Here is a 23,496-nt window from a genome sequence, read left to right as displayed (position 1 = left end):
AGTCAGGCGTCCAGCAAATCCTGTCAATTCTGTAAAACGCTGCAATACTTCCGGGTTTCCCCTAACGATATTTTCACAAATGGATGACCAGTCGCCGACACCACAAAATCTAAGGTAGTTGTTATCAGAAGTTCAGGAGACCTGATGATGGACGGCCCGATCAAGCTCGATTTTTCAGAAAAGTACGACGATCAACACGCCCAACGCTATTTGCGCAAACACCAGGAAGGTCTCGGCCGTCGATTGTCCCATTGGCGTGACGAGCAACTGGCGCGTAAGGCGCTGGCCCTGGTTGGCGAGCCTGGTCTGGTCCTCGATTTGCCTTGTGGTGCAGGGCGTTTCTGGCCTTTGTTAGCGGAGAAATCCAACCGCGTGATCATCGGTGCCGATAATTCGGAGTCCATGCTGAAGATCGCAACCCAGGCGCAACCGACTGATGTGGTGAAGCGGGTACAACCCTTGCACACATCCGCATTCGACATCGCCTTGCCGGACAACGCCGTCGACAGCATTTTTTGCATGCGCTTGCTCCACCACATCGGTGAAGCCGAGCATCGCATGGCTATTTTGCGTGAATTCGAGCGTGTTTCCCGTGACAGCGTGATCCTTTCGCTGTGGGTCGATGGCAACTTCAAGGCCTGGAAACGCAAGCGGTCGGAAAAAAAACGTGGGCAGGAAGGTTACCAAAACCGGTTTGTGTTACCGGCCGCTACCGTAGAGAAGGAATTTGAGCAGGCGGGTTTCCGCATCCAGGAACAACTGGACTTTTTGCCGCTCTATGCCATGTGGCGAGTTTACGTATTACGCAAGAGGTAACAGGATGGCAGTGCAGTGTGCAGCAGAAACGGAAGACGTTCCCCAGGACCGCTTCGATTACTTCTGGAATCAGCGCGGTGAATGGGTAGAAGAACCCAACGTCCGTCGCGGCGGGGAAAGCGGCGTTCAACGCCTGATGGGCAGTGATGGTCAACTGCTCTACGTCAAGCGCCAGACCGGGCATATCCATCGTAGCTGGCAGCACCCTTTCGGGCGGCCTACGGTACTGCGCGAGCATGCTGCGCTCATCGGTGTGACCGAGCTTGGCGTACGGGTTCCGGAAATCGTTTTCTGTGGCGCACAGCGCGATCCTGTACACAAGTGGCGTGCCTTGCTGGTCACTAAGTCGCTGGACGGATTCGAGGAAATCGATCGCTGGTACGCCGGTGGCGGTCGCGAGCGTCATGGTGAGGCCATAAACGACCGAGTGCTCAAGGACCTTGCTGAAAACCTGGCTCGCATGCACAAAGGCCGCTGGCAGCACGGTTGCCTTTACGACAAGCACGTATTCGTTCGCGTGACCGGTGAGGGCGAGTCGGCCAAGGTCGAAGTAGCCCTGATCGATCTGGAGAAATGCCGACAGCGTTTGACGGCCAATCGCGCAGCTGCCCATGATTTGAAGCAGTTGCGTCGCCACTCGTCGTTCAGCGACGCAGACTGGAAAAAACTCGTCTATTTTTATGAGACGGCGTTTGGCAGCGCTATCAAGGGTTTATAGCGATGAAACTCGAAATTGCACGAGGTTTGTTTCTGGTAGGAGCCTTGGCAGTTGCATCGATCGCGATGGCAACCTGGGAGCAACCACGCCCCCAGGTTCTCAGCTCGATAAACGCAGAAGAACATTGTCCGTTGCCACGGGTTGCCAAAGCATCCGTGGCCACTCGACCCGATCATGACTTGTTACTGTTCATGTTCGGACTTTCTCAGGGATTGAGGCCGCAGAGTTGAACCGATTGAAGCCAAAATGAAAGGCCTCGCTGATGCGAGGCCTTTTTTATTGGTGCGCCAGGCATGGCGCGTTGCGCGTAAGCGCAACCAGCTTGGCTGTGGTGGCCACGCTGGTGACTTGGAGGTGAAAGTCCTCTACACACCCGGCAAGGGGAAGTGTTAGCCAGAGGCAAGGGTGTCGCGGGTGACTGCGAATCCGAAGGAAGCCCGAGGCAAAATGCTGGCCTTACGAACAGGAAGCGGATAGAGGCGGCGCAGCGGGGTAAGAAGGCCAATATCTTCAAAGCCCGATACTTGCACGGAACGCTGCGACGTAGATCCGACAGGCATAAGCAGGAAGGTCGCGCGAATTACCCTGGGAGATCTGTTTAGCCTGCCATGTGCTACCGGCGTCGCGAGATGACGGGATGGGCGACAGAAGTCAGCAGAGGCCGTAGTAGTTGCTCGAAACCGGAGTAATGAAGGGCTGAACCTGCCATGAGTGGATAGTCGGGTGTGATCTCTGTTGGAGCGTAAAGCAGAAACTCCGCGTAGCGGAGGTCAAGACCATTAGGAGGTAGGAGCCGGAAGCTCCGAGGGCCGGTCTGGGCGCTTAGATACCGCAGGCGACACATCAACGGAACCAAGCTCGCTGACGTTGTTTGTCAGTAGGCAGGAACCGCCGTATACGGAACCGTACGTACGGTGGTGTGAGAGGACGGCGGGGGCAACCCCGCCTCCTACTCGATCCCGAATCCAAGTATCAACGCTCCCACAGGTTTTTCTGCATCAGGATTTATCCGGTTTAGCCAGAATCGTGTAGACGCAAGGCAACACAAACAGGGTGAACAACGTCCCGATCGACATGCCCGTTGCGATGACCGTGCCGATGTCGAACCGGCTGACCGCGCCAGCACCGCTGGCGATGATCAATGGCACCATGCCGAACACCATTGCCGCCGTGGTCATCAGGACCGGACGCAACCGGATGGCCGCCGCTTCCTCCACCGCTTCCCGTGCGGTCAGGCCCTTGTCCTTGCGTAGCTGGTTGGCGAACTCGACGATCAGGATGCCGTGCTTGCTGATCAGCCCGATCAAGGTCACCAGCCCGACCTGGGTATAGATGTTCATGCTCGACCAGCCCAGGAACAGCGGAATCAATGCGCCGCAGATAGACAACGGCACGGTGACCAGGATCACCAGCGGGTCGCGGAAGCTTTCGAACTGGGCCGCCAGCACCAGGAAAATGATCGCCAGCGCCAGGGCAAAGGTGACCCACAGGGCGCTGCCCTCCTGTACGTACTGCCTCGATGCGCCGGCGTAGTCGAAGGCAAAACCGGCGGGTGCCTCTTCCCGGGCGATCTGGTGCACGAGGTCGATGGCTTCCCCCATGCTCACCAGCGGTACGCCGGACAGTATGGCCGAGTTGAGTTGCTGGAACTGGTTCAGCTGTCTCGGTCGAGCACGGTCGGTGACGGTGATCAGGGTCGACAACGCCAACAGTTCGCCCTTGGTGTTTTTCACGTAGTAATTGTTCAGCCAGTCCGGATTGTCACGGAACGGCCGCTCGACCTGGGCAATGACCTTGTAGCTGCGACCTTCAATGGTGAAACGGTTGATCTCGCCTTCACCCAGCAGGGTCGCCAGGGTTCCCCCCAGATCCTGCATGGAAACCCCCATCTGCGCAGCCTTGGCGCGGTCGATATCCACCACCACTTCCGGCTTGTCGAAGGCCAGGTCAACGTGGACAAACGCAAACTTGCCGGATTCCTTCGCACGTTTTTTTACCCGTTCGACCACCTGTAGTAGCAATTCGTAATCTTTGGCAGAGTTGATAACGAACTGGAACGGCACACCTTCACCGGTGCCCGGCAGCGATGGCAGGTTGAAGCCGAAAATCTGCAACCCCGGGATCTTTTCCAGTTTGGCCTGCACCTCGGGCAAGATCGCCATTTGCGTGCGACTACGCTCGTTCCACGGCTTGAGCAGGAAACCGCCGATGCCTGATTGCACGCCGCTGAAACCGTTGATCTGGAATGACGAGTAGTACTCGGGAAACGCCTTGAAGATCGAGACGAACTCGTCGGTGTAGGTGTTCAGGTAGTCGAGGTTGGTCGGTTGCGGGGCGTTGGCAATCATGAAAATGATGCCCTGGTCCTCATCCGGCGCCAGTTCCGATTTGGTGAACTTGAGAAGGACCGGAATCAGGCACAACACGATCACGGCAAACACCAGTACCACCGGCCGGGTGTTGAGGGTGCCGTGAAGCAGGCTCTGGTAGCGGCGCTTGAGGCGTTCGAAAATCATGTCCAGGCGATGGGCCAGGCCGCTGGGATTCTCGTCGTGACGCAGCAGAAACGCACACATCATCGGCGACAGGGTCAGGGCGACGATACCGGAAATCACCACCGCGCCGGCCAGGGTCAGGGCGAACTCCTTGAATAGCGCCCCGGTCAGGCCGGTCAGGAAACCGATCGGTGCATACACCGCCGCCAGGGTGATGGTCATCGAGACCACCGGCATGGCGATTTCCCGGGCGCCTTCAATGGCGGCGTCGAGCGGTGTCTTGCCTTCCTCGATGTGGCGGTGAATGTTTTCCACCACCACGATGGCGTCGTCCACCACCAGGCCGATGGCCAATACCATCGCCAGCAGGGTGAGCAGGTTGATCGAGTATCCCATCATCTGCATGAAGAACATGACGCCGATCATCGACAGCGGGATGGTCACCACCGGGATCACCACCGACCGCAGGGCGCCAAGGAACAGGAACACCACCACGATCACGATCAGCACCGCTTCGAACAGGGTTTTCACCACTTCGTCGATCGAGGCCTGGATGAACAGGGTGGAGTCGTAGGCGATTTCACTCTTGAGGTTTGGCGGTAGCTGGGCCTCAAGTTCCGGCATGATCTTGCGCACTTCCTTGATCACTTCCAGCGGGTTGGCACCGGGCGTCGCCTTGATGCCTATGTACACCGACGGGGTGCCACCGAACGAGCTGATGGTGTCGTAGTTTTCCGCCCCCATTTCCACACGCGCCACATCGCGCAGCAATACACGGCTGTCGCCATCGACCTTGAGCGGAATCGCCCCGAAGGCTTCGGCGGACTTGAGTTCGGTATTGGCGTTGATACTGGTGACCACGTATTCGCCCTTCACCTCGCCGGCGGCCGAGAGGAAGTTGTACTGGCGCACCGCGTTGGTCACATCGCTGGCACTCAGGCCGAAACCCGCCAGCTTCATCGGGTCAAGCCACAGGCGCATGGCAAATACCTGGTTACCGAGGATCTCGGCTTCGGCCATGCCGGGCAAGGTCGCCAGTTTGGGCTGGATCACCCGTGACAGGTAATCGGTAATCTGCGGGTTGTTCAATTCCTTGCTGAAGTAACTGATGTACATCAGCACTGACGCATTGGCAGACTCTTTGCTCAGTACCGGATCTTCAGCGTCCTGGGGCAGTTGGTTCTTGACTTCGTTGGCCTTGGCCAGCAGTTCGGTAAACAGACGGTCACTATTGGAGCCGATGCGCGCGTAGATCGAGATCACCGAAAAGTTCTGGCGACTGACCGAGGTCATGTAGTCGATGCCCTCGGCGCTGGCCAGGCTTTGCTGCATCGGTTGGGTGATATAGCCCTGGATGGTCTCGGCGTTGGCCCCCGGGTAGGCGGTGGTCACCGTGATCAGGGCGTTTTCCATTTGCGGGTACTGGCGTAGCGGCAGCTTGCTCCAGGCCTGGAAGCCCAGCAGCACGATCAACAGGCTGACCACGGTAGCGAGAACCGGACGGCGGATGAACGGGTCGGTAAAAGCCATGGGAATTCCTTGATCAGTCCGCGCGTGGCGGGCTGTTCTGCCCGGCCAGGGTCTTGTCGTCGCTGATGGCAACGCGTGAGCCGTTATCCAGTTTGAGCTGGCCGGCGGTCACCACTTTCTCGCCGCTCTGCACGCCTTTGGTGATCATCACTTGCCCGTCGCGGCGTTCGCCGGTCTCGACAAAACGCCGTTCGGCGATCAGCACCGGTTGGCCCTTGTCGTCCTTTACCAGGCTGCCATCCTCGGCCTTCTTGGGTACGGCCACATACACCGAGTTGCCGTAGAGCGTGTAGGTAATCGCGCTTTCTGGCACCACGATGCGCGGCTGCGGGTCGGGCAGGAGCACCTGGAGGCTGGCGAACATGCCCGGCATCAACTTGCCATCGGGGTTGGCCAGGGTGGCGCGGACCTGCACGTTACGGGTGCTGTTCTCGACCTTAGGGTTGATTGCACTGATGGTGCCGGGGTACTCCAGGGTTGGATACGCCGCGACAACGACCTTCACTGGCTGGCCGAGCGCAATCTTCGGCACCGACTGCTCGGGCACGAAAAAGTCGACATACAGGCTACTGAGGTCTTGCAGGGTGGCGATCATGGTGCCGCTGGCCACATAGTCGCCGACGTCCACCTGACGAATGCCGATGGTGCCGCTGAACGGCGCGATGATACGTTTTTTCTCGAGCGCGGCCTTGAGCTGATTGACCGTGGCCCTGCTCTTTTTCAGGACCGCCGAGAGTCGGTCGAACTCGCCTTTGGAAATCGCCTGGCTGCCCACCAGCTGGCTGCCACGGTTGTAGTCCAGCTGGGCCAGTCCGAGGTCGGCCAGGGCGGTTTCGAGCAAGGCACTTTCCACCGCGCTGTCGAGCCGGACGATGGGTTGACCGGCCTTGACCTTCTGCCCTGACTCGAACTGGACATCGATGACGGTGCCATCGGTCTCCAGGCTCAGGTCCACGCCCTGCAATGCCTTGAGCGTGCCAACGGTAGGCAGGCGGGCTTGCCATGGGCGCTCGGTGGCGGTGGCCACGGCAACGCTGATGGCCGGTCTGGGCGCAGAGAAGCCTTGAACCATCGTGTAGATCGAGAAGGCTTTGTACGCGGCCAGGACCAGCACAATCAGTAGAACAACACCCAACATGATCAGCATGCGGCGACGCAGCATATCCAGTTCCTTGGAGAAAATCAGGTGAGACAGCGGGGCACATTACCGGGAGTGTAGAGGGTAATCCAACTGCCGTTTTTACAGGTTGTGAGGTATTAGAGGGGTGAAAGCCTGAAAAGATTCGCCGCCTCGGGTCGCGCCTGCGGGGTGTACGTCATCCCGCAGGCGCGGCTCAAAGCGGCGATTTTTTCAATGATTCAGGCCATCAGATGCAGATGGTTGTCCCAGAGCCCTGCGGGTAGCTCCAGTGGTTTTGCGACGAGGTTTGTCTGGCGGCAGTCGTAGTAGCGGCAGCGTCCCTGGCCCGAGGTCACGACAAAACCATCGGCCACGGCGCCGACCCCGGCGCAATCGGGCAGTGGCGCGTCCAGGCGTACCTCACCGCTGTCCAGGTCCCAGATGAAAAAGCGGTTGCCCCGTGGTGCCGTCAACGCCACCAGGCGCAAGTCGCTGTGTACCGCGACGCTGGCGGTGTAGTGCCCCATGGCCTGCAATTGGTGCTCGGGCACCGGGAACGCGACGAAGGGCTGACCGGGCCGCTTGATCGCCAGCAACTCTGACGACTCATGGGCCGCGCCCATGAACTGCTGGCTGGCGACGATGGTGCCGTCGCTGGCGATGGCCAGATGGCGCACGCTGTTCATTTGCTGGGCTAGGGTTTCCTTGCTCAACAGGGTGCCGTCGCGGTGCATCAGGACCAGGCTCGGTTCCATGGCGTTGAGGTTCATCTCCACCCGGCTTTCGGCCTCGGTGCGAATCCCGCCGTTGGCCACCACCAGGGTTTCGCCATCGGGCATCCACGACACTTGGTGCGGACCGAGGCCGTGGGTGGAAATCTCACCGCTGTGCACCAGCCGTTCGCCTTCGAACCTATACACGCCGAGCAGGCCGCGACCCGGGTCGGTAGTGTCGTTTTCGGTGGCGTACAGCCAGTCGCCGCTGTGGTGAATAACCGCGTGTCCGTAGAAGTGTCGGTTCGGCTGCGACACCACGGTTTGCAAGAGCGTGCCGTCGCGCAGGTCGATCAGGTAGCTCTCGGTGCCCGGACGGCGAGCGACGAACAGTGCAATCGGGAGTGTCGGGTGGTTGATGATGTCGTGGCAACGCTGGCCAACCCGGGTGGCGAACACCTGGGTACCATCCAGACGATAACCGACGGCGTAATGCTGGCCGTCGGTATCGTCCCGTGCCGAAAGCAACAACGGACTCTGGTCCTTTTGCCTGAACAGCTTCCAGCCGCCCAGCGTCACTGCACCCAGCAGCAAACTACCTAATGTCAGAACCTGGCGTCGCAGCATGGAACTGGCCCTCATCAGTCACCGTCGTTGGCGTTGAAGCCCAGTTGGATGCCCAATGCCTTGGCCAGATCGGCCTCGTGCAGGCGATGGACGACGTTGAGGCTGTCATACAGCTCGTTGAGTTGCTGGCGGCCGGCCTCGTCATTGAGCATGTCGGTCAGCGAACGCTGGTTGCCGGCAAACAGTTTCAGCGAGGCGGCATAGGCCGCATCGATCTTGTCGGCCAACGGCTTCTGCTGGCTCGGCAACAGGCCGCGCAGGCCTTTGTTGTCCACACCTTCCCAGACGGTCCTGGCGGCCGCGAGGCTGGCTTCCAGGCTGGTCAGGGACGCCTGGCTGCGCCATGCATCGGCCTGGAACGGTTGCGGCACGCCCTTGGTCTGGCGGCCCATCGGCGTGCCGAGTTTTTTCTTCAGGGTGTCGATGGCGGTGACTTGCACGCGCAGCAGATCGGCGATCGCTTCGTGGGAGTCCGCATAACGCTGGTTCGGGAATTTGCTCATTTGCGCGAGCATGCCGTCGGTGTTGTTCCAAGTTTGCAGAATCTCTTCGGCCAATTGCTTCTGGCGTTCGCCGATGGCGATCAGCAGCGGGCAGTATTTGCTCTTCTGCTCAGCGTTGGCCACGTCAGGCTTGCTGTCGAACAGAATGTATTCGTACGCCGAGAGCCCCTGTACCACAACGCTGGACTTGGCCAGGGCGGCGGCATCGATTTGCGGTTGGGCGGTGACCAGTTGCTCGACCTGACGGCCGACCAGGTTTTTCTTGTCCGGCCAGAATTGCACTTGCCACGAACGGTTGCCTTCGGCCAATGGCCCGATCAGCAGCGGTTGTAACTCGGCCCAGGCTTTTTGCGCGTGCAGGAAGTCGGCACGGGCGGTTTCCAGGTTTTCCTTGCCTTCGCAGTAAGCGAGGGCGCTGACCGCCAATTGACGGTCTGCTTCAACCCAGCGGGTGTAGGTCGGCAGGATCACCGACTTGGCGATAGCCGCCGACGTGACCGCTTGCGGGTCCTGGGGCGAACAGGCGCCCAGGGCGAGTGCGGCAAGGCTGGTGAACAACAATTTGGGACGGAACATGTCGGGCTCCCGCGAGTGGAATGCGTGTTAAAGGGAATTCAGGAACGCCAGCAGCGCAGCGCGTTGCTCGGCATTGAAAGACAAAACCTGTTGCTGCGCCGCAGTCGCCTCGCCGCCATGCCAGAGCACGGCCTCGAGCAGGTTGCGGGCGCGGCCGTCGTGCAGGAACTGGGTGTGGCCGCTGACCGCCTGTGTCAGGCCGATGCCCCACAACGGCGGGGTACGCCACTGGCGGCCGCTGGCCTGGAATTCGCTACGGTTGTCGGCCAGGCCGTCACCCATGTCATGCAACAGCAGATCGCTGTACGGGCGAATCACTTGATTGGCCAGTTCAGGTTCGGCGGCGTTGGCGGCGGTGGTGTATTTCGGTGTGTGACAGGATTGGCAACCGGCCTGATAAAACAAAGTCTTGCCGGCCAGCACTTCTGGCGCGTTGACGTTACGGCGGGCCGGTACGGCGAGGTTACGGCTGTAGAACAGCACCAGGCGCAGGATGTTGTCGCTGACTTCCGGCTCGCCATTGGGGCCGTTGCCACTGGGCGCCTGTTTACAGGCCGTTTGCGCGTCCGTGCAGTCATCAAAGGGTCTAAGGCTGGTCGTGAGCCCCATGTCACCCGAAAACGCGTGGACATTCTGCTGATTTAGGTTCGGTTGTCCGGCTTTCCAGCCAAATCGCCCCAGGACGGTCTTTTGCTGGGCATCATCCCAGACTCGGTTCGGTTGTCCGCTGATGCCTTTGTTCGCCTTGGCCTGTGCCTCGGCGTTGGCCAGGATTGCCTCTTCGGGGATCGCTTCGAGCAGACCCAGGCCAATCATCGGTGGCGCCACGCGGGCCGAGAAACGGGTGTCGGGGTGCATCGGGCCGTAGCCCAGTTGGGTGATGTTCAGGCTCGGTTTACGCAACTCGACTTCGGTGCCGTCCTTGAAGCGAACCGGCACGGCGGTGTAATCAACCCGCACTTTGCCTTCGGGGGCCACGCCGGGTACGGCCATGTCCTGGAACTGGCCGCCGTAGACAGGCTCCGGCACCACGCCGAGCTGTTCGATGACCTTGGCATACGCCGGGGCGTCGGGAATCGACAGGCGTACCAGCATCGACACGGCGTTCACATCGTCGGGCGTCGGCGGATGGCCGCGGCCGTCCTTGATGTGGCAGCCCTGGCAGGCATTGGTGTTGAACAGCGGGCCGAGGCCATCGCGAGCGGTCGTCGTCGATGGCGCGATCACCCAGGGGCTGCGGAAGAAGCTGTTGCCGACACTGAAATCCACACGCCGTGACGGCGGCAGATTCGCCGACGGCATGGAAAACGCGTTCTGATCGGTCTTGCGCACTGTCGCACTGCCGCCGGAGCGGGCTTCACCGGGTTCGGCCTGGGTGAATTTCGGGGCGTCATCGCAGGCACTCAGGCCCAGGGCCAGAAACAGTGCGGACAAGCGAAGAGGCAGCGAGGGCATCAGACATCCTGCAAGACGAGCAAAACAAGGGCGCAAAGTCTAACAGGGGATGGGAATTTGAATAAGAGGAATTATCGTTTGCTTGATGTGGGACAGGATTTTCACTTGAGACCGCGGTGCAGCCATCGCGGGCAAGCCACGCTCCCACAGGGATTGAAGGTGTACACAGAGACAGTGAACGCCAGAGAACCTGTGGGAGCGGGCTTGCCCGCGATGAGGCCTCCAGCATCACCCTAAAAACCGATGTAAAAAAGGCGACCCGAAGGTCGCCTTTTTACTCACTCAGCCAGCGTTGATCAGAATTCGTGATCAGCGTTGTCCGGGTTCAGGTCGTTGATGCCCAGTTTGCCAGCGGCGGCTTCGATCGAACCGGTCTGCTTGACCAGGGACGCGATGGCGTCACGGACGATCTGATTGCCCGCGGTGTTGCCGGCAGCGATCAACTGGTCGTAGTGCTCACCCTTGTTGGCGTGATCAACCATGAGCTGGATCTTGGCTTCGGTGGCGGCCAGGTCGTCTTTGAGCGCGGTGTCGGCAGTCGGGTCGGCTTTGGCCACCAGGGACGACAGGCTGGCGCCGGTCATTTTGGTGCCGTCGACGCGAGTGTATTCGCCCAGGTACACGTTACGAATGCCCTTGGCATCGTAGAAGTGCGAGTTGTGGGTGTTGTCGCTGAAGCAATCCTGTTCGTCTTCCGGGGAGTTGGCTTCCAGGGAAACCTTCATGCGCTCGCCCGCCAGTTCGCCCAGGGACAGACTACCCATGCCGAACAGCATTTTGCGCAGGCCGGTTTCAGCCGGTTCTGCTTCCAGGGTGGCGCGGTAGTTGTCGGCCACGTTCGGCTTCCAGTTACCGACCATTTCTTCCAGGTCGCTGACCAGCAGCTGAGTCACGGACTTCAGGTAGGCACGACGACGATCGTTGTGACCGCCGGTAGCGCCTTTGCCTTCCAGGTAGTCCGAAGCCGGACGGTTGCCAGCACCTGGGCCGGTACCGTTCAGGTCCTGGCCCCAGAGCAGGAATTCGATGGCGTGGTAGCCGGTGGCGACGTTGGCCTCGGAACCGCCCAGCTCGTTCAGGCTGGCGAGTTTTTCCGGGGTGATGTCTTTGACATCGACCTTGTCTTCGCCGATCTGGACTTCGGTGTTGGCGATGATGTTGGCAGTGGCACCCGGGTTGCCCAGGGCGTGTTCGTAGGATTTGTCGACATAGTCGATCAGGCCTTCGTCCAGCGGCCAGGAGTTCAGCTGACCTTCCCAGTCGTCAACGATGGTGTTGCCGAAGCGGAACACTTCACTCTGCAGGTAAGGTACGCGAGCGGCAACCCAGGCAGCCTTGGCGGCTTTCAGGGTGTCGGCGTTCGGCTTGGCGAGGAAGGCGTCGACGGCGGTTTGCAGGGTCTTCGCGGTGGATTCGGCATCGCTGTAGACGGCGAACACGATGTCGGCGTAATGGGCGACAACGGCTTTGGCAGCGGCTTCGTCGACTTTACCGGCAGCGGCAGGCACAGCGGCTGGAGCAGCCGGGGCAGCCGCAGTGCTGGCAGCTGGCGCGGCAGCTTTTTCTTGGTCTTTACCTTCGCCGCAACCGGCGAGGGAAATAGCGATGGCCAACAGACTGGCGGTAGCCAGAGGCATACGAATCATGGCGAACATCCTGCTTCGATAGAGGTGGAGTCGTGCAATGCACACGCAAAACTGCGACATAATGCAAATCTTTCGCATTATGTGTAAAGGGTTGTACCTGTAAATATTTCTTATTCAGCGAATGGTTTGCTGCAAATCAAGGGATCGCTCGAGCGGCTGAACGCCGCCGTGCGGTTCTTGACGATTCAGAGGATGGCCGCATTACTGCGTTGGGCCTGCTTGAGGTAAACGCCCAGCTCCCGTGCCGGCAAAGGCTTGCTGTAGTGATAGCCCTGACCTTCGTGGCAGCCTTCGGAAATGATGTAGGCCTCTTGCTCGGCGGTTTCCACACCTTCGGCAATCACCTGCATGCCCAGGCTCTTGCCCAGTTGGATGATGGCGCGAACGATGGTCGCATCGTCGTCGTCATCGAGCAGGTCCTGTACGAAGCTCTTGTCGATCTTGATCTTGTCCAGCGGCAGGCTCTTGAGATAGCTCAAGGACGAATAGCCGGTTCCGAAGTCGTCGATGGCGATCAGCGCGCCGGAGCGGCGCAGGCTGAGCAAGTGCTGGGCCGCGGTGCTGATGTCTTCCATCAGGCCGGTTTCGGTGACTTCCAGCTCCAGGCTGCGCGGTGGCAGGCGGTACATCTGCAGCAGATTGTTGACCACCCGTGGCAGTTCGGCGTGGTGCAATTGAACCGTAGACAGGTTCACCGCCATGCGCAGGTCGGAGAAGCCCTGGTCGTGCCACTCGCGCAGTTGTTTGCAGGCCTGGTCCAGCACCCATTCGCCGATGGCAATGATGGTACCGTTCTGTTCGGCCAGCGGGATGAACAGGTCCGGCGGCACCAGACCGTGCTCGGGGTGTTGCCAGCGAATCAGGGCTTCGACGCCCACCACGCGGTTGTCGCGATAGCTGATCTGCGGTTGGTAGACGAGGTAGAACTGATTGCGGATCAACGCATCGCGCAGGTCTTTTTCCAGCTCGCGGCGGCGACGCATTTCGGTGTCGACGCTGGCGATATAGAACTGATAGCGGTTGCGCGAACGGGTCTTGGCCAGCGTCATGGTCTGCTCGGCCTTCTGCAGCAATTTCTCGGTGCTGTTGCCATCCTCGGGGAACAGGGTGATGCCGATGGTGGCGCGCAGGCGTATCTCCTGATGGTCGAGGGCAAACGCCGCTTCCAGGTCATCGAGAATGCTTTGCGCCAGCTCGGCGGCTTCGTAGGGCTGCTCGATATCGGCCTGGACCAGGGCGAACTGGTCGCCACCGAGGCGGGCGAGGGCGCCGAGGCGACCGCTATGACCGCGTAGGCGATCGGCCAGGGCCAGTAGCAACTGGTCGCCGGTCTGGTAGCTGAACTGCTCGTTGATGCCCTTGAAGTCATCGAGACCGACACACAGCACCGCGACCCGGCGCTGTAACTTGCCGGCGTCGATTAGGATCTTGTCCAGTTGCTGCTGCAATTGCTGCCGGTTCGGCAGCCCCGTCAGGAAATCGTACTGGGACATGCGCACCAGGCTGTTTTCCGCTTCGTGGCGCAGATGGGTATTGCGTTCGATGGATTCGAGCAACTGGTTGGCGGTGTTGATCCAGATGCCCAGTTCGTTGTTCTCGTGCCCCTTGAGCAGCGGGATCTTGTGCTCGCTGGGACGATCCGGATTGATTTCCGTGAGGTGCTCGATGATCCGCGACAGCGGCTTGGTCAGCAGCCAGTGGTAGACCAGATACAACACCAGCCCCATGGCGAGTGCGCGCAGGACGCCCGAGATGAAGATGATCACCGAGCTGACAATGAATCCTTGGCCGTAGTTGGCGGTATCGAGAGTGATGCTCAGGTCGCCGTAATACTCGCTGTAGGGCCCGCGGCCGACCAGCTGGGTGGTGAAGGTGCGTTCCTTGCCAAGAATCAGGTCGGTCAGCCAGCGACTGTTGGAGTGCTGCAATTCGCGGGTTTTTTGCGCGAGCATGGCTTCGTTGGGATGGCCGATGGAGGCCTGGCGTACGGCTTCGTCCTGAAACAGGCCTTCGATCACCTGCATGCCCATTTCCCGGTCCAGGCTATAGACGGCCTGGGTCGAAGGGTCGCGAAACATGTCGAGGATGCGTTCGGCATCGCTGGCGACGGCCTGGCGTGTTTTATAGGCATCGAACACAATCTGCGCGCAGCTCAAGACCACGCCGACGATCAATGCCGACAGGAGTACGACCCGGAGCAACTTCACCGACAAGCTGTTCTTGAGTTCCAGCTTCAAAGGGTTATTCCTTGTTCCGTGCGGGTAGCATCAAGTTGCCATGAGTATTGGCAATCCCGTGATGGCAGTCAAAGGGACAATCATCCTCGGGGGATTTTGCCTGCTGCTTGGCCGATTTGCAGTTGTCCTGGCGAGTTAGCCTATTAGTACTGTGTCGGTTGTCGAGTCCTTCAACTTGAGGGGCGGGGGTGGAGATATTTTCCTTTTGTTGATGTTAGTCGTCCGCGGCGGGGGAGCAAGGGCCGCAAGGCTTGTTTCATCGTCGGAAAATGCCTTGGATTCGGTAGGTTGTTTTGGAATTTCAACGGAGAGGGACATATCCATTTCTTCGGTAACGGCGGCTTATGGTTCCGCTCTTACAGCGGGTCACTTTTGGCAAACGCCCCAAAAGTAACCAAAAGGTCTCGCCCCTTACGTACGGCCCCTCGCTAAGGCTCGGGGTTCCTTCGCTGCGGTATTCATCCGGGGGCATTGCCCTCCGGTCGGCTTCGCTTCGACCTACATGCAATGAGTTCGACTGCGTCGAACGGCGCTGCGCGCCAATCCCCGGATGAACACCTCCGCTCAGCCTGCCGAGGGGGCGGGTGGATCAAGATCAAGAGCTGCAGGCGAGCTAACGCTCGGCCTGATGAGTGGTGAGAAGCGTGGGTGTACGCTGGTCTGCCTTTGCTTTTCTGTGGGAGCGAGCTTGCTCGCGATGGCGGCCTGACAGCCGACCAATCTCCCACGCCTCTAAGCTGATCGTTCCCACGCTCCCGCGTGGGAATGCTGCCAGAGACGCTCCGCGTTACGTTTTTGCGAGTTAGAGCGGTGTAGGAAAGCGCCAGAAGTTTCCCACGCAGTTTTCAGGTTGCCCGTCGGAAGCGGGCTGAATAGCCTTTGGCTGTCGCTGAAAACTCAGCGATCGGGTGTGAGAACCCGGCTACTTATGGTCATCCAGAACCTGTGCACGCATAATCGCCGCCAGCTAGTCCGCTGTCTGTAAATGCGTCATGGCGGCTGTGTGCGGGCAGACTTAGGTCTGGTCCGGGTGTCCATACCGGTTTCTCACCTCGCACATAGCTGCCACCTCTTCACCGCGTGAGAAACGGCTAGTGGTGGCCCCAGCGCTAGAGGAATGGTTTTATGGACAAATTAATCCCCGATCCCCCCTACAACACCACCAAACCCTACACCCCCAACACCATGTTCATGATCGTCCCGGATATGGATACCGAATCCCTGCTGGCCCACGCTTGTGAGTCATTGGCTTCGGCCAACGTCATGGCGAGTGATTTCGCCCGAAAACGAGAAAAGCCCTGCAAGCGTAAACCTGCAGGGCTTCTCGGTCAGGCTGACCATCTCATTAAACCCGGCTAAAAAGCCGGGTTCTTTTGACTGGCGTCGAGCTTAAGCGGTGAAGGTTTTGCCTTCGAACTGCTCAGCCACGAACTTCCAGTTGACCAGGTTCCAGAACGCTTCGACATACTTTGGACGCAGGTTGCGGTAGTCGATGTAGTAAGCGTGTTCCCAGACGTCGCAGGTCAGCAGCGGGGTGTCGCCGTTGGTCAGCGGGTTGCCGGCGCCGATGGTGCTGGCCAGGGCCAGGGAACCGTCAGCCTTCTTCACCAGCCAGCCCCAACCGGAACCGAAGGTGCCGATGGAAGTCTTGCTGAACTCTTCCTTGAACTTGTCGAACGAACCGAAAGCCGCGTTGATGGCTTCAGCCAGAGCGCCGGTTGGTTGACCGCCGGCGTTTGGCGCCAGGCAGTTCCAGTAGAAAGTGTGGTTCCAGACCTGAGCGGCGTTGTTGAAGATACCGCCCGAGGAAGTCTTGACGATTTCTTCCAGGGTCTTGCCTTCGAACTCGGTGCCTGGCACCAGGTTGTTCAGGTTCACGACGTAGGTGTTGTGGTGCTTGTCGTGGTGGAACTCCAGTGTTTCCTTGGAGATGTGCGGCTGCAGGGCATCGTGTGCGTACGGCAGTGGCGGCAATTCGAAAGCCATGATGATTCTCCTAATCAGGTCAGTTGCGGTGAGCGCAAGGCCGATCACGGGCGGCCAGACAAGCGCCGGGGAGTTTGTACTCTTTGCGGCGCAGGGAGTCGGATCATAGCACCGGGGGGGCGGCATAACCACGCAACAACTGTGTGGAATAGAGGTTCCGCGAATCAGCTGGTCGCGATCAACTGCAGCGCTACGGCAAACATCATCATAGCCACCAACAGATCGAGTATTCGCCAGGTGCTGGGCCGGGCGAGCCACGGTGCCAGCCATGCCGCACCGAGCGCCAGGGTGAAGAACCACAGCAGCGAGGCACTGGCCGCGCCGACGACATAAGCGCCGGGCTCGGTTTGTTGTGCGCCCAGGGAGCCGATCAGCAAAACGGTGTCCAGATAGACATGCGGATTGAGCAAGGTCACCGCCAGCGCGCTGAGCATGACCGCCCGCAGCGAGCGTACGGTTTGGCCTTCGCCTTGCTCAAGGCTCTGTTTCGAAAAGGCGCGGCGCAGTGCCTGGCTGCCGTACCACAACAGGAACGCTGCGCCGCCCCAACGGGCGATGGCCAACAGCGTCGGATTCTGCGCCAGCACCGTCGCCAGGCCGAATACCCCGGCGGCCACCAACAGGGCGTCGCAGGCCACGCAGAGCGCCGCCACCGGCAGGTGATGTTCACGCCGCAGGCTTTGCGCCAGGACAAACGCATTCTGGGTGCCGATCGCCATGATCAGGCCGAAGGCCACGAGCAGCCCGTTCACATAACTTTGCCACATGATTTTTTACTCCGCGTTGGCTGCCAGATCCCGCAGCACTAGCAGGGCTCGGTCGGCGTCGGCCTGGCCGACAAACAAATGGTCGTGGTAGTAGCCGGCAATCACGTTGCAGCTGATTCCTGCCTGGCCAAGCGCCGTGGCGAATGCAGCGGTCAGGCCGACCGCTTCGAGGGCCGAATGTACGTTCAAGGTGATCCAGGCGGCGATGTAGTCGAAGCTGAATCCGGCTTTTTCGGCGTGGGAACGCTCGAGAATCACGGTCAGGCCTTCCTGCTCGCGGAAGCTGCCGACAATCTCCAGATCCTTGGGCAACTTGCCGTCGCGCAAGGTGCAGAACACGTATTCGCCGGCGTTGAGTTGCGGGCTCATGCTGCGCAGCAGCGTTGCCAATGAAGTTTCGCCAGCCATGTGGATGATCCTTGTTCAAGAGTTCTTGATGGTCATTGTCCTTGTGAAGGCTGTATAAGAAAAACCAATCTTGCTGATCGCTCATTAGGAAAACTGATGTTCGACTATAAATTGCTTTCTGCCCTGGCCGCCGTGGTCGAACAGGCTGGTTTTGAACGGGCGGCCCAAGTGCTGGGCTTGTCGCAATCGGCGATATCCCAGCGCATCAAGTTGCTGGAAGCGCGGGTTGGCCAGCCGGTGCTGGTGCGGGCCACGCCGCCAACGCCGACGGAAATCGGTCGACGGTTGCTCAACCACGTGCAGCAGGTGCGATTGCTTGAACGGGATTTGCAAAGCCTGGTGCCGGCGCTGGATGAAGAGGGCCTGCCGGAACGCCTGCGGATCGCCCTGAACGCCGACAGCCTGGCCACCTGGTGGGCGCAGGCGGTGGGCGAGTTTTGCGCCGAACAGCATCTGCTGATGGATCTGGTGGTCGAAGACCAGACCGTCGGCCTCAAGCGCATGCGCGCCGGTGAAGTGGCGGCCTGCGTTTGCGCCAGCGAGCGGCCGGTGGCAGGTGCGCGCAGCGTGTTGCTGGGGGCCATGCGTTACCGTGCGCTGGCCAGCCCTGCGTTCATTGCCCGGCATTTTCCGCAAGGCGTACGCGCCGATCAGTTGGCCCGAACCCCGGCGCTGGTGTTTGGCCCGGACGATTTCCTGCAGCATCGCTACCTCGCGTCCCTCGGCGTCGAGGGTGGATTCGAACACCATTTGTGCCCGTCCTCCGAAGGTTTCATTCGTCTGACGGAGGCCGGGCTGGGCTGGGGTCTGGTTCCGGAACTGCAGGTGCGCGAGCAACTGGAAAGGGGGGTATTGCAGGAGCTGCTGCCAGATAAGCCGATCGATGTGCCTCTGTACTGGCATCATTGGCGTAATGGCGGCCAGTTGCTGGGGCTGCTCACCGATCAATTAGTCAGCGCATCGAAGCAATGGCTGGTGCCTTGGAAGCAGCCTTAAGCGTCAAGCTGCAAGCTGCAAGTGAAGCGCTTGCGGACCGTTTTTAACTTGCAGCTTGCAGCTTGAAGCTCGTGGCTGCATTTGTTGGAGCAATTCATGAAGATTCTGGTTACCGGCGCAAGCGGCTTCATCGGCGGGCGCTTTGCGCGTTTTGCCCTGGAGCAGGGCCTGGACGTGCGGGTCAACGGTCGCCGGGCCGAGAGCGTGGAGCATCTGGTACGCCGGGGAGCCGAGTTCATCCAGGGTGACTTGAGCGACCCGGAACTGGCGCGCGAGCTGTGCTCGGACGTCGAGGCCGTGGTGCATTGCGCCGGTGCCGTCGGTTTGTGGGGCCGCTATCAGGACTTCCAGCAGGGCAACGTCCAGGTCACCGAGAACGTGGTCGAAGCCTGCCTGAAGCAACGGGTTCGGCGGCTGGTGCATTTGTCGTCGCCGTCGATCTACTTCGATGGTCGCGATCATCTGGGCCTGACTGAAGAACAGGTGCCCAAACACTTTAAGCACCCTTACGCCGCCACCAAGTACCTGGCCGAACAAAAAGTCTTCGGTGCCCAGGAGTTCGGTCTCGAAACCTTGGCCCTGCGCCCGCGTTTCGTCACTGGGGCCGGAGACATGAGCATCTTCCCGCGTCTGCTGAACATGCAGCGCAAGGGACGCCTGGCAATCATCGGCAACGGTCTGAACAAAGTTGATTTCACCAGCGTGCAAAATCTTAACGAGGCGTTGCTCAGCAGTTTGCTGGCCAGCGGTTCCGCGTTGGGCAAGGCCTACAACATCAGCAACGGCACGCCGATTCCCCTGTGGGACGTGGTTAATTACGTCATGCGCAACATGGAAGTCCCACAGGTCACCCGCTACCGTTCCTACGGCCTGGCCTACAGCATGGCGGCGCTCAACGAGGGCGTGTGCAAGTTGTGGCCGGGGCGCCCCGAGCCGACGCTGTCGCGTCTGGGCATGCAGGTCATGAACAAAAATTTCACCCTGGACATCAGCCGCGCCCGGCATTATCTGGATTACGATCCCAAGGTCAGTCTCTGGACGGCGCTCGATGAATTCTGTGGCTGGTGGAAGGCCCAGGCTGTTCGCTGACGCTCGAACAACGATCCCTGACTGAACCGGATTCGGGCTTGGGGGTCAATGGTTGCGGCTGTGGGGTTTATACTGCGCGGCATTAAGCCACTATGTGATTCACTAAGGTTGATTCAATGTCCATGCGAAACGATGCCAACGACGACTTCGATGATGTACCGAGCCTGCGTGCAGACGTTCTCGATGACGACTTTGCGCCCACCGCCCGCACGGTCGTGCATTCGCGCACGGCGCCGGTGGTGAAGGTCAAGGCGGCGAGTACCGGTGCCTTGTGGGCGTTGGTCGGGGCGTTGTTCTTTGCGTTCGCGGGCCTGGCCTGGTGGAGTTTTCAGCAGATCTCCCTGATGGAACAGCAACTGGTGGCGACCCAGGAAAGCTTCGCGCGAATCAGTGAGGAAGCGGCAGGGCGCCTGCAGGATATTTCCGGCAAGGTTGTTGCCAGCCAGACCAGTGTCAACACCGACAGCGAGGCCTTGAAGCTGCAAATCCGCCAGCTGGAAAGCAAGCTCCAGGACCAGAACGCCCAGCAGCAAGGTGTTGCCGGCCAGGCCTCGGACCTGGACAAGCGACTGGCACAAATGACCGCGCAAACCACCGAACTGGACAAGCGCCTGGTGCAATTGACTGCCCAGGACACCGAACATCAGACGGCCAATACGCAGTTGCAGGCCCAGGTCAAAGCCTTGAGTGCTGAACTGGCCGCCCTGAAAAGTGCCCCGTCGGACTCGGAAAAATTCGATGCACAGTTGAAAAACCTGGGCGCCGATGTTGCCGCACTGAAGAAGCAAGGCAATCCGAGCGCTGCCATCGAGCGTCTTGAACAAGACATGATCGTGCTCAAGAGCGTGCAGGACAACCGTCCGGCGGTCACACAGGGCTCGACCAACACGGCCGAGTTCGATGCCTTCCGCAGCCAGGTCACCCGCAACATCAATACCCTTCAGGCGCAGATCCAGAACCTTCAACAGCAACTGCGCGCCCGACAGTAATTGTCTGCTCCAGAAGCATTTGTGGCGAGGGAGCTTGCTGTGGCGAGGGGGCTTGCCCCCGTTCGGCTGCGTAGCAGTCGTAAATCCGGTAGCGCATTTAATCTGTTGAATCGCGGTGAATGGATTCCGGGTGGCTTCGCCACCCAACGGGGGCAAGCCCCCTCGCCACAAAAATCTATGACCACGTTCTGGCGAATATTCGTACATATCCCCATCCCGTCTACGCTCTTGAAACACCATCAGGAACGAGGGATGCGCAATGGGGTTTCTGCATAGGTTCACCTTGCTGTGCGGCATGTTTTTGTTGTGCCTGGGCCAGGCGCAAGCCGCCGGGACGGAAAAGGACGACAGCAAAGCGGCCATTGCCCTGCTGGAAAAAGCCCTGGCTTACTACCACCAGAATGGCGACAAGGCCCTGGCGGCGTTCAGTCGCCAGGGTGAGTTTGTCGACAAGGACCGTTATGTCTTCGTGCTCGACACCAAGGGCGTGATGCTCGCCAGTGGTGGGCCGTCGTCGGCGCTGATTGGCCGGGACGTTTCGGAAGTGCTTGGGCCGGATTTGCAGAAAACCTTCAAGGACGCCCTGAAAGTGCCGGAAGGCAATGGCATTCAGCAGGCTGAATATCGCTGGCAGAACTGGAATGACGGCAAGGTTGAGCGCAAGCACGTCTACTACCAGCGCATCGGCCAGCGGATTCTGGCGGTCGGTTATTACCTTCCACGGGCCTCCGCCGAACAGGCCATGGCCTTGCTGAACAAAGCGGCCACCGATCTGGCCAAGGACGAAAAGGGCACCCTGACGGCGATCAACGCCCTCAAGGGCGGCTACCTGCAGGATGATCTGTACGTATTTGTCGTCGACCTGGACACCCAGCGTTACGTGGCTCACGGCACCAACCTGCGGTTGATCAATACCGACTTCAGCAAGATCGTGGACCCGGAAGGCAAACCGGTGGGCGAGCCGATTCTGGCGTTGATGGCCAAGCAGGATGATGGCGAATACGAGTACCGCTGGAAAAACCCGGTGACTGGCAAGGTCGAGAACAAGCACGCCTACCTGAAGAAGGTCGGGCATTTTCTGGTGGCGGTCGGGTATTACAGCCCTTGATTATATGGTTTCAATGAGGACGCCATCGCGGGCAAGTCGGATCGCCGCACCGCCGCTCCCACAGGTTTGAGTGTTGACCACAGATTTTGTGAACGACATCAATACTTGTGGGAGCGGGCTTGCCCGCGATGCAGGCGCCTCGGTCTATCTATCGAACCTTGTCCTCACGCCCACGCAACAACATGTTCGGCATGGCAATCGCCGCCGCCAGCCCCAGCAATGAAACAGCCGCGCTGACCGTCAGCAAATGCCGGAACGTCAGCAACAATTCGGCACGCAAGGCGTTCTGCGCATCACCCGGCGCGGCATTCAAACCGTCCAGCAACACATTCCCCGAACTGCCTTCGGCAATCAGCGACGAGTCGGCCAGGTGCGCAAAACTCGAGTCCTGCAACAACGCCAACAGCAGCGCCGACATCAACGCCACACCCACGGCACCACCCAGCGAACGGAACAGATTGGTGGTGCTGGTGGCGACACCGATATCCCGCTGGTCCACCGAGTTCTGCGTGCCGACCAATGACGTGGGGAACTGCATGCCGGAGGCAATCCCGCAGAGCAGCATGAACAGACTGCTCACGACGAACGCCTGGGGCGGGCTGAACGCCATGCCGATAATCGAGGCAGGCATCAGCGCCGCACCGCTAAGGATCATCGGTTTGTAGCGCCCGGTCACCGAGGTGCGGCGGCCGGCGAAATACGCGCCGATCGGCAAGCCCATGGCCAGGGGCAGCAGATGCAGGGCGGCGCTGTCGGCACCGGCGCCGGTGACGCTCTGAAAGCGCAGCGGCATCAATACGATCAGCGAGATGGCCTGGAAACTGGTGAAGAAAATCGTGCACCAGCACAGGATCGCGTTGCGGTTGGCGAACAGATGCATGGGCAACAACGGCTCCCGTGCCCGCCGCTCGTGGGCGACGAACAGCCCCAGCACCAGCACCGCACTAGCCAGCAGCGCCAGTACTTCGGCGCTGCGCCACGAATGGCCCTGACCGACCTGGGTGATGCCCAGCAACAATGCCGTGAGCCCGATGATCATCAGCATGGTGCCCAGGTAATCGATGATCGGTTTGCGTTGCGGAATCGGCAGGCCCACTAGCGTGCGATGGGCCACCAGCCAGGCACCCAGGCCCAGCGGCAGGTTGATCAGGAACACCCAGCGCCAGGACAGGTATTCGGTCATGTAGCCGCCAAGCACCGGGCCGGCGACGCTGGCCACGGCATACATACTGCTGAAATAGCCCTGGTAACGACCGCGCTCCCGTGGCGGCACGATGTCCCCGATGATCGCCTGGCTCACCGAAATCATCCCGCCGGCCCCGATGCCCTGGAGGATCCGCGCCAACACCAGTTGCTCCATGCTCTGGGCCATGCCGCAGAACACCGACGCCAGGGTGAACAGGCCCATGCCGAACAGCATCAGCTTGCGCCGCCCGTACAGATCGCCCAGTTTTCCGTAGATCGGCACCGCCACGGTCATGGCCACCATGTAGCCGGAAATCACCCAGGCGAGCAGGCTGACGTCCTTGAATTGCGCGGAAATGGCTGGCATCGAAACAGCGACGATGGTCTGGTCCAGCGCGCCGAGAAAGATCGCCAGCATCAGGGCGATCAGCACGCTGCGGATGGCGGGTTTGGGCGTTTCAGGCTGGTGGAGATTGGTCACGGGAAAACCTGCGGGCGGTGATTGACCCGCACGAGGCAAGGCGAGCGGGAA

19 protein-coding genes are annotated in these 23,496 nt (G+C 60.1%); 8 read left to right on the top strand and 11 right to left on the bottom strand.

All coding sequences use genetic code 11. The annotated features are described in order from the left end of the window. Positions 1-147 precede the first annotated feature (147 nt). Genes KGB07_RS05900 through KGB07_RS05890 form a run of 3 tightly spaced genes read left to right on the top strand, consistent with a single transcriptional unit; the run spans position 148 to position 1,764 of the window. Entirely contained in the window at positions 148-816 is a 669-nt protein-coding gene (locus KGB07_RS05900) for a class I SAM-dependent methyltransferase (protein WP_046043609.1), read from the top strand. Between the two features lie 4 nt (positions 817-820). Further along, positions 821-1,534, top strand: coding sequence for a lipopolysaccharide kinase InaA family protein (locus KGB07_RS05895; protein WP_046043585.1), 714 nt, complete (start codon positions 821-823; stop codon positions 1,532-1,534). 2 nt (positions 1,535-1,536) lie between these two features. Next, positions 1,537-1,764, top strand: coding sequence for a hypothetical protein (locus tag KGB07_RS05890; protein WP_080925402.1), 228 nt, complete (start codon positions 1,537-1,539; stop codon positions 1,762-1,764). A gap of 768 nt (positions 1,765-2,532) precedes the next feature. Here KGB07_RS05890 and KGB07_RS05885 read toward each other — a convergent pair. The 7 genes from KGB07_RS05885 to KGB07_RS05855 form a co-directional block, all read right to left on the bottom strand. After that, positions 2,533-5,559 (bottom strand): multidrug efflux RND transporter permease subunit, encoded by a 3,027-nt coding sequence (locus tag KGB07_RS05885; RefSeq protein ID WP_046042136.1) that lies wholly within the window; start codon positions 5,557-5,559, stop codon positions 2,533-2,535. Between the two features lie 13 nt (positions 5,560-5,572). After that, positions 5,573-6,721 carry an efflux RND transporter periplasmic adaptor subunit gene (locus KGB07_RS05880; protein WP_046042137.1) on the bottom strand — a complete coding sequence of 383 codons (1,149 nt, stop codon included), beginning with the start codon at positions 6,719-6,721 and terminating at the stop codon, positions 5,573-5,575. 197 nt (positions 6,722-6,918) lie between these two features. Continuing rightward, complete coding sequence (locus tag KGB07_RS05875; RefSeq protein ID WP_046042138.1) at positions 6,919-8,019, bottom strand: DUF1513 domain-containing protein; 1,101 nt, start codon at positions 8,017-8,019, stop codon at positions 6,919-6,921. Between the two features lie 14 nt (positions 8,020-8,033). Next, positions 8,034-9,098 (bottom strand): imelysin family protein, encoded by a 1,065-nt coding sequence (locus KGB07_RS05870; RefSeq protein WP_046042139.1) that lies wholly within the window; start codon positions 9,096-9,098, stop codon positions 8,034-8,036. A gap of 27 nt (positions 9,099-9,125) precedes the next feature. Further along, positions 9,126-10,553, bottom strand: coding sequence for a di-heme oxidoredictase family protein (locus KGB07_RS05865; RefSeq protein WP_223464894.1), 1,428 nt, complete (start codon positions 10,551-10,553; stop codon positions 9,126-9,128). Positions 10,554-10,849: 296 nt separating this feature from the next. Further along, positions 10,850-12,199, bottom strand: a complete 1,350-nt coding sequence (locus KGB07_RS05860; protein WP_223464893.1) for an imelysin family protein — start codon at positions 12,197-12,199, stop codon at positions 10,850-10,852. A gap of 185 nt (positions 12,200-12,384) precedes the next feature. Further along, positions 12,385-14,436, bottom strand: a complete 2,052-nt coding sequence (locus tag KGB07_RS05855) for a putative bifunctional diguanylate cyclase/phosphodiesterase (RefSeq protein ID WP_046042141.1) — start codon at positions 14,434-14,436, stop codon at positions 12,385-12,387. A gap of 1,125 nt (positions 14,437-15,561) precedes the next feature. Here KGB07_RS05855 and KGB07_RS05850 point away from each other — a divergent pair. Further along, a complete protein-coding gene (locus KGB07_RS05850; RefSeq protein WP_046042142.1) occupies positions 15,562-15,795 on the top strand; it encodes a DUF6124 family protein in 234 nt (77 codons plus the stop codon). A gap of 30 nt (positions 15,796-15,825) precedes the next feature. On the opposite strand, the gene KGB07_RS05845 is transcribed toward KGB07_RS05850, so the two are convergent. From KGB07_RS05845 to KGB07_RS05835, 3 genes are all read right to left on the bottom strand, one after another. Beyond that, positions 15,826-16,422 carry a superoxide dismutase gene (locus KGB07_RS05845; protein WP_008022038.1) on the bottom strand — a complete coding sequence of 199 codons (597 nt, stop codon included), beginning with the start codon at positions 16,420-16,422 and terminating at the stop codon, positions 15,826-15,828. A 164-nt stretch (positions 16,423-16,586) separates the two neighbouring features. Then, positions 16,587-17,189, bottom strand: coding sequence for a LysE/ArgO family amino acid transporter (locus KGB07_RS05840; protein ID WP_046042143.1), 603 nt, complete (start codon positions 17,187-17,189; stop codon positions 16,587-16,589). A gap of 6 nt (positions 17,190-17,195) precedes the next feature. After that, positions 17,196-17,597 carry an ACT domain-containing protein gene (locus KGB07_RS05835; protein WP_046042144.1) on the bottom strand — a complete coding sequence of 134 codons (402 nt, stop codon included), beginning with the start codon at positions 17,595-17,597 and terminating at the stop codon, positions 17,196-17,198. Between the two features lie 96 nt (positions 17,598-17,693). Here KGB07_RS05835 and KGB07_RS05830 point away from each other — a divergent pair, with 96 nt between their 5' ends. From KGB07_RS05830 to KGB07_RS05815, 4 genes are all read left to right on the top strand, one after another. After that, positions 17,694-18,593, top strand: coding sequence for a LysR family transcriptional regulator ArgP (locus KGB07_RS05830; protein ID WP_046042145.1), 900 nt, complete (start codon positions 17,694-17,696; stop codon positions 18,591-18,593). Positions 18,594-18,689: 96 nt separating this feature from the next. Continuing rightward, positions 18,690-19,682 (top strand): NAD-dependent epimerase/dehydratase family protein, encoded by a 993-nt coding sequence (locus KGB07_RS05825; protein WP_046042146.1) that lies wholly within the window; start codon positions 18,690-18,692, stop codon positions 19,680-19,682. Positions 19,683-19,798: 116 nt separating this feature from the next. Continuing rightward, positions 19,799-20,671 carry an ATPase gene (locus KGB07_RS05820; RefSeq protein ID WP_223464892.1) on the top strand — a complete coding sequence of 291 codons (873 nt, stop codon included), beginning with the start codon at positions 19,799-19,801 and terminating at the stop codon, positions 20,669-20,671. A gap of 259 nt (positions 20,672-20,930) precedes the next feature. Further along, positions 20,931-21,779, top strand: coding sequence for a cache domain-containing protein (locus tag KGB07_RS05815; RefSeq protein WP_046042148.1), 849 nt, complete (start codon positions 20,931-20,933; stop codon positions 21,777-21,779). Between the two features lie 148 nt (positions 21,780-21,927). Here KGB07_RS05815 and KGB07_RS05810 read toward each other — a convergent pair whose 3' ends face one another. Continuing rightward, positions 21,928-23,445 (bottom strand): MDR family MFS transporter, encoded by a 1,518-nt coding sequence (locus KGB07_RS05810; RefSeq protein ID WP_046042149.1) that lies wholly within the window; start codon positions 23,443-23,445, stop codon positions 21,928-21,930. Positions 23,446-23,496: the final 51 nt, after the last annotated feature.

This window comes from Pseudomonas sp. GL-RE-26 (genome assembly GCF_019956275.1).
Classification (GTDB): Bacteria; Pseudomonadota; Gammaproteobacteria; order Pseudomonadales; family Pseudomonadaceae; genus Aquipseudomonas; species Aquipseudomonas grandcourensis.
The sequence above is the reverse complement of the archived record's forward strand: the minus strand, read 5'-3'. Positions and strand labels throughout refer to the sequence as shown.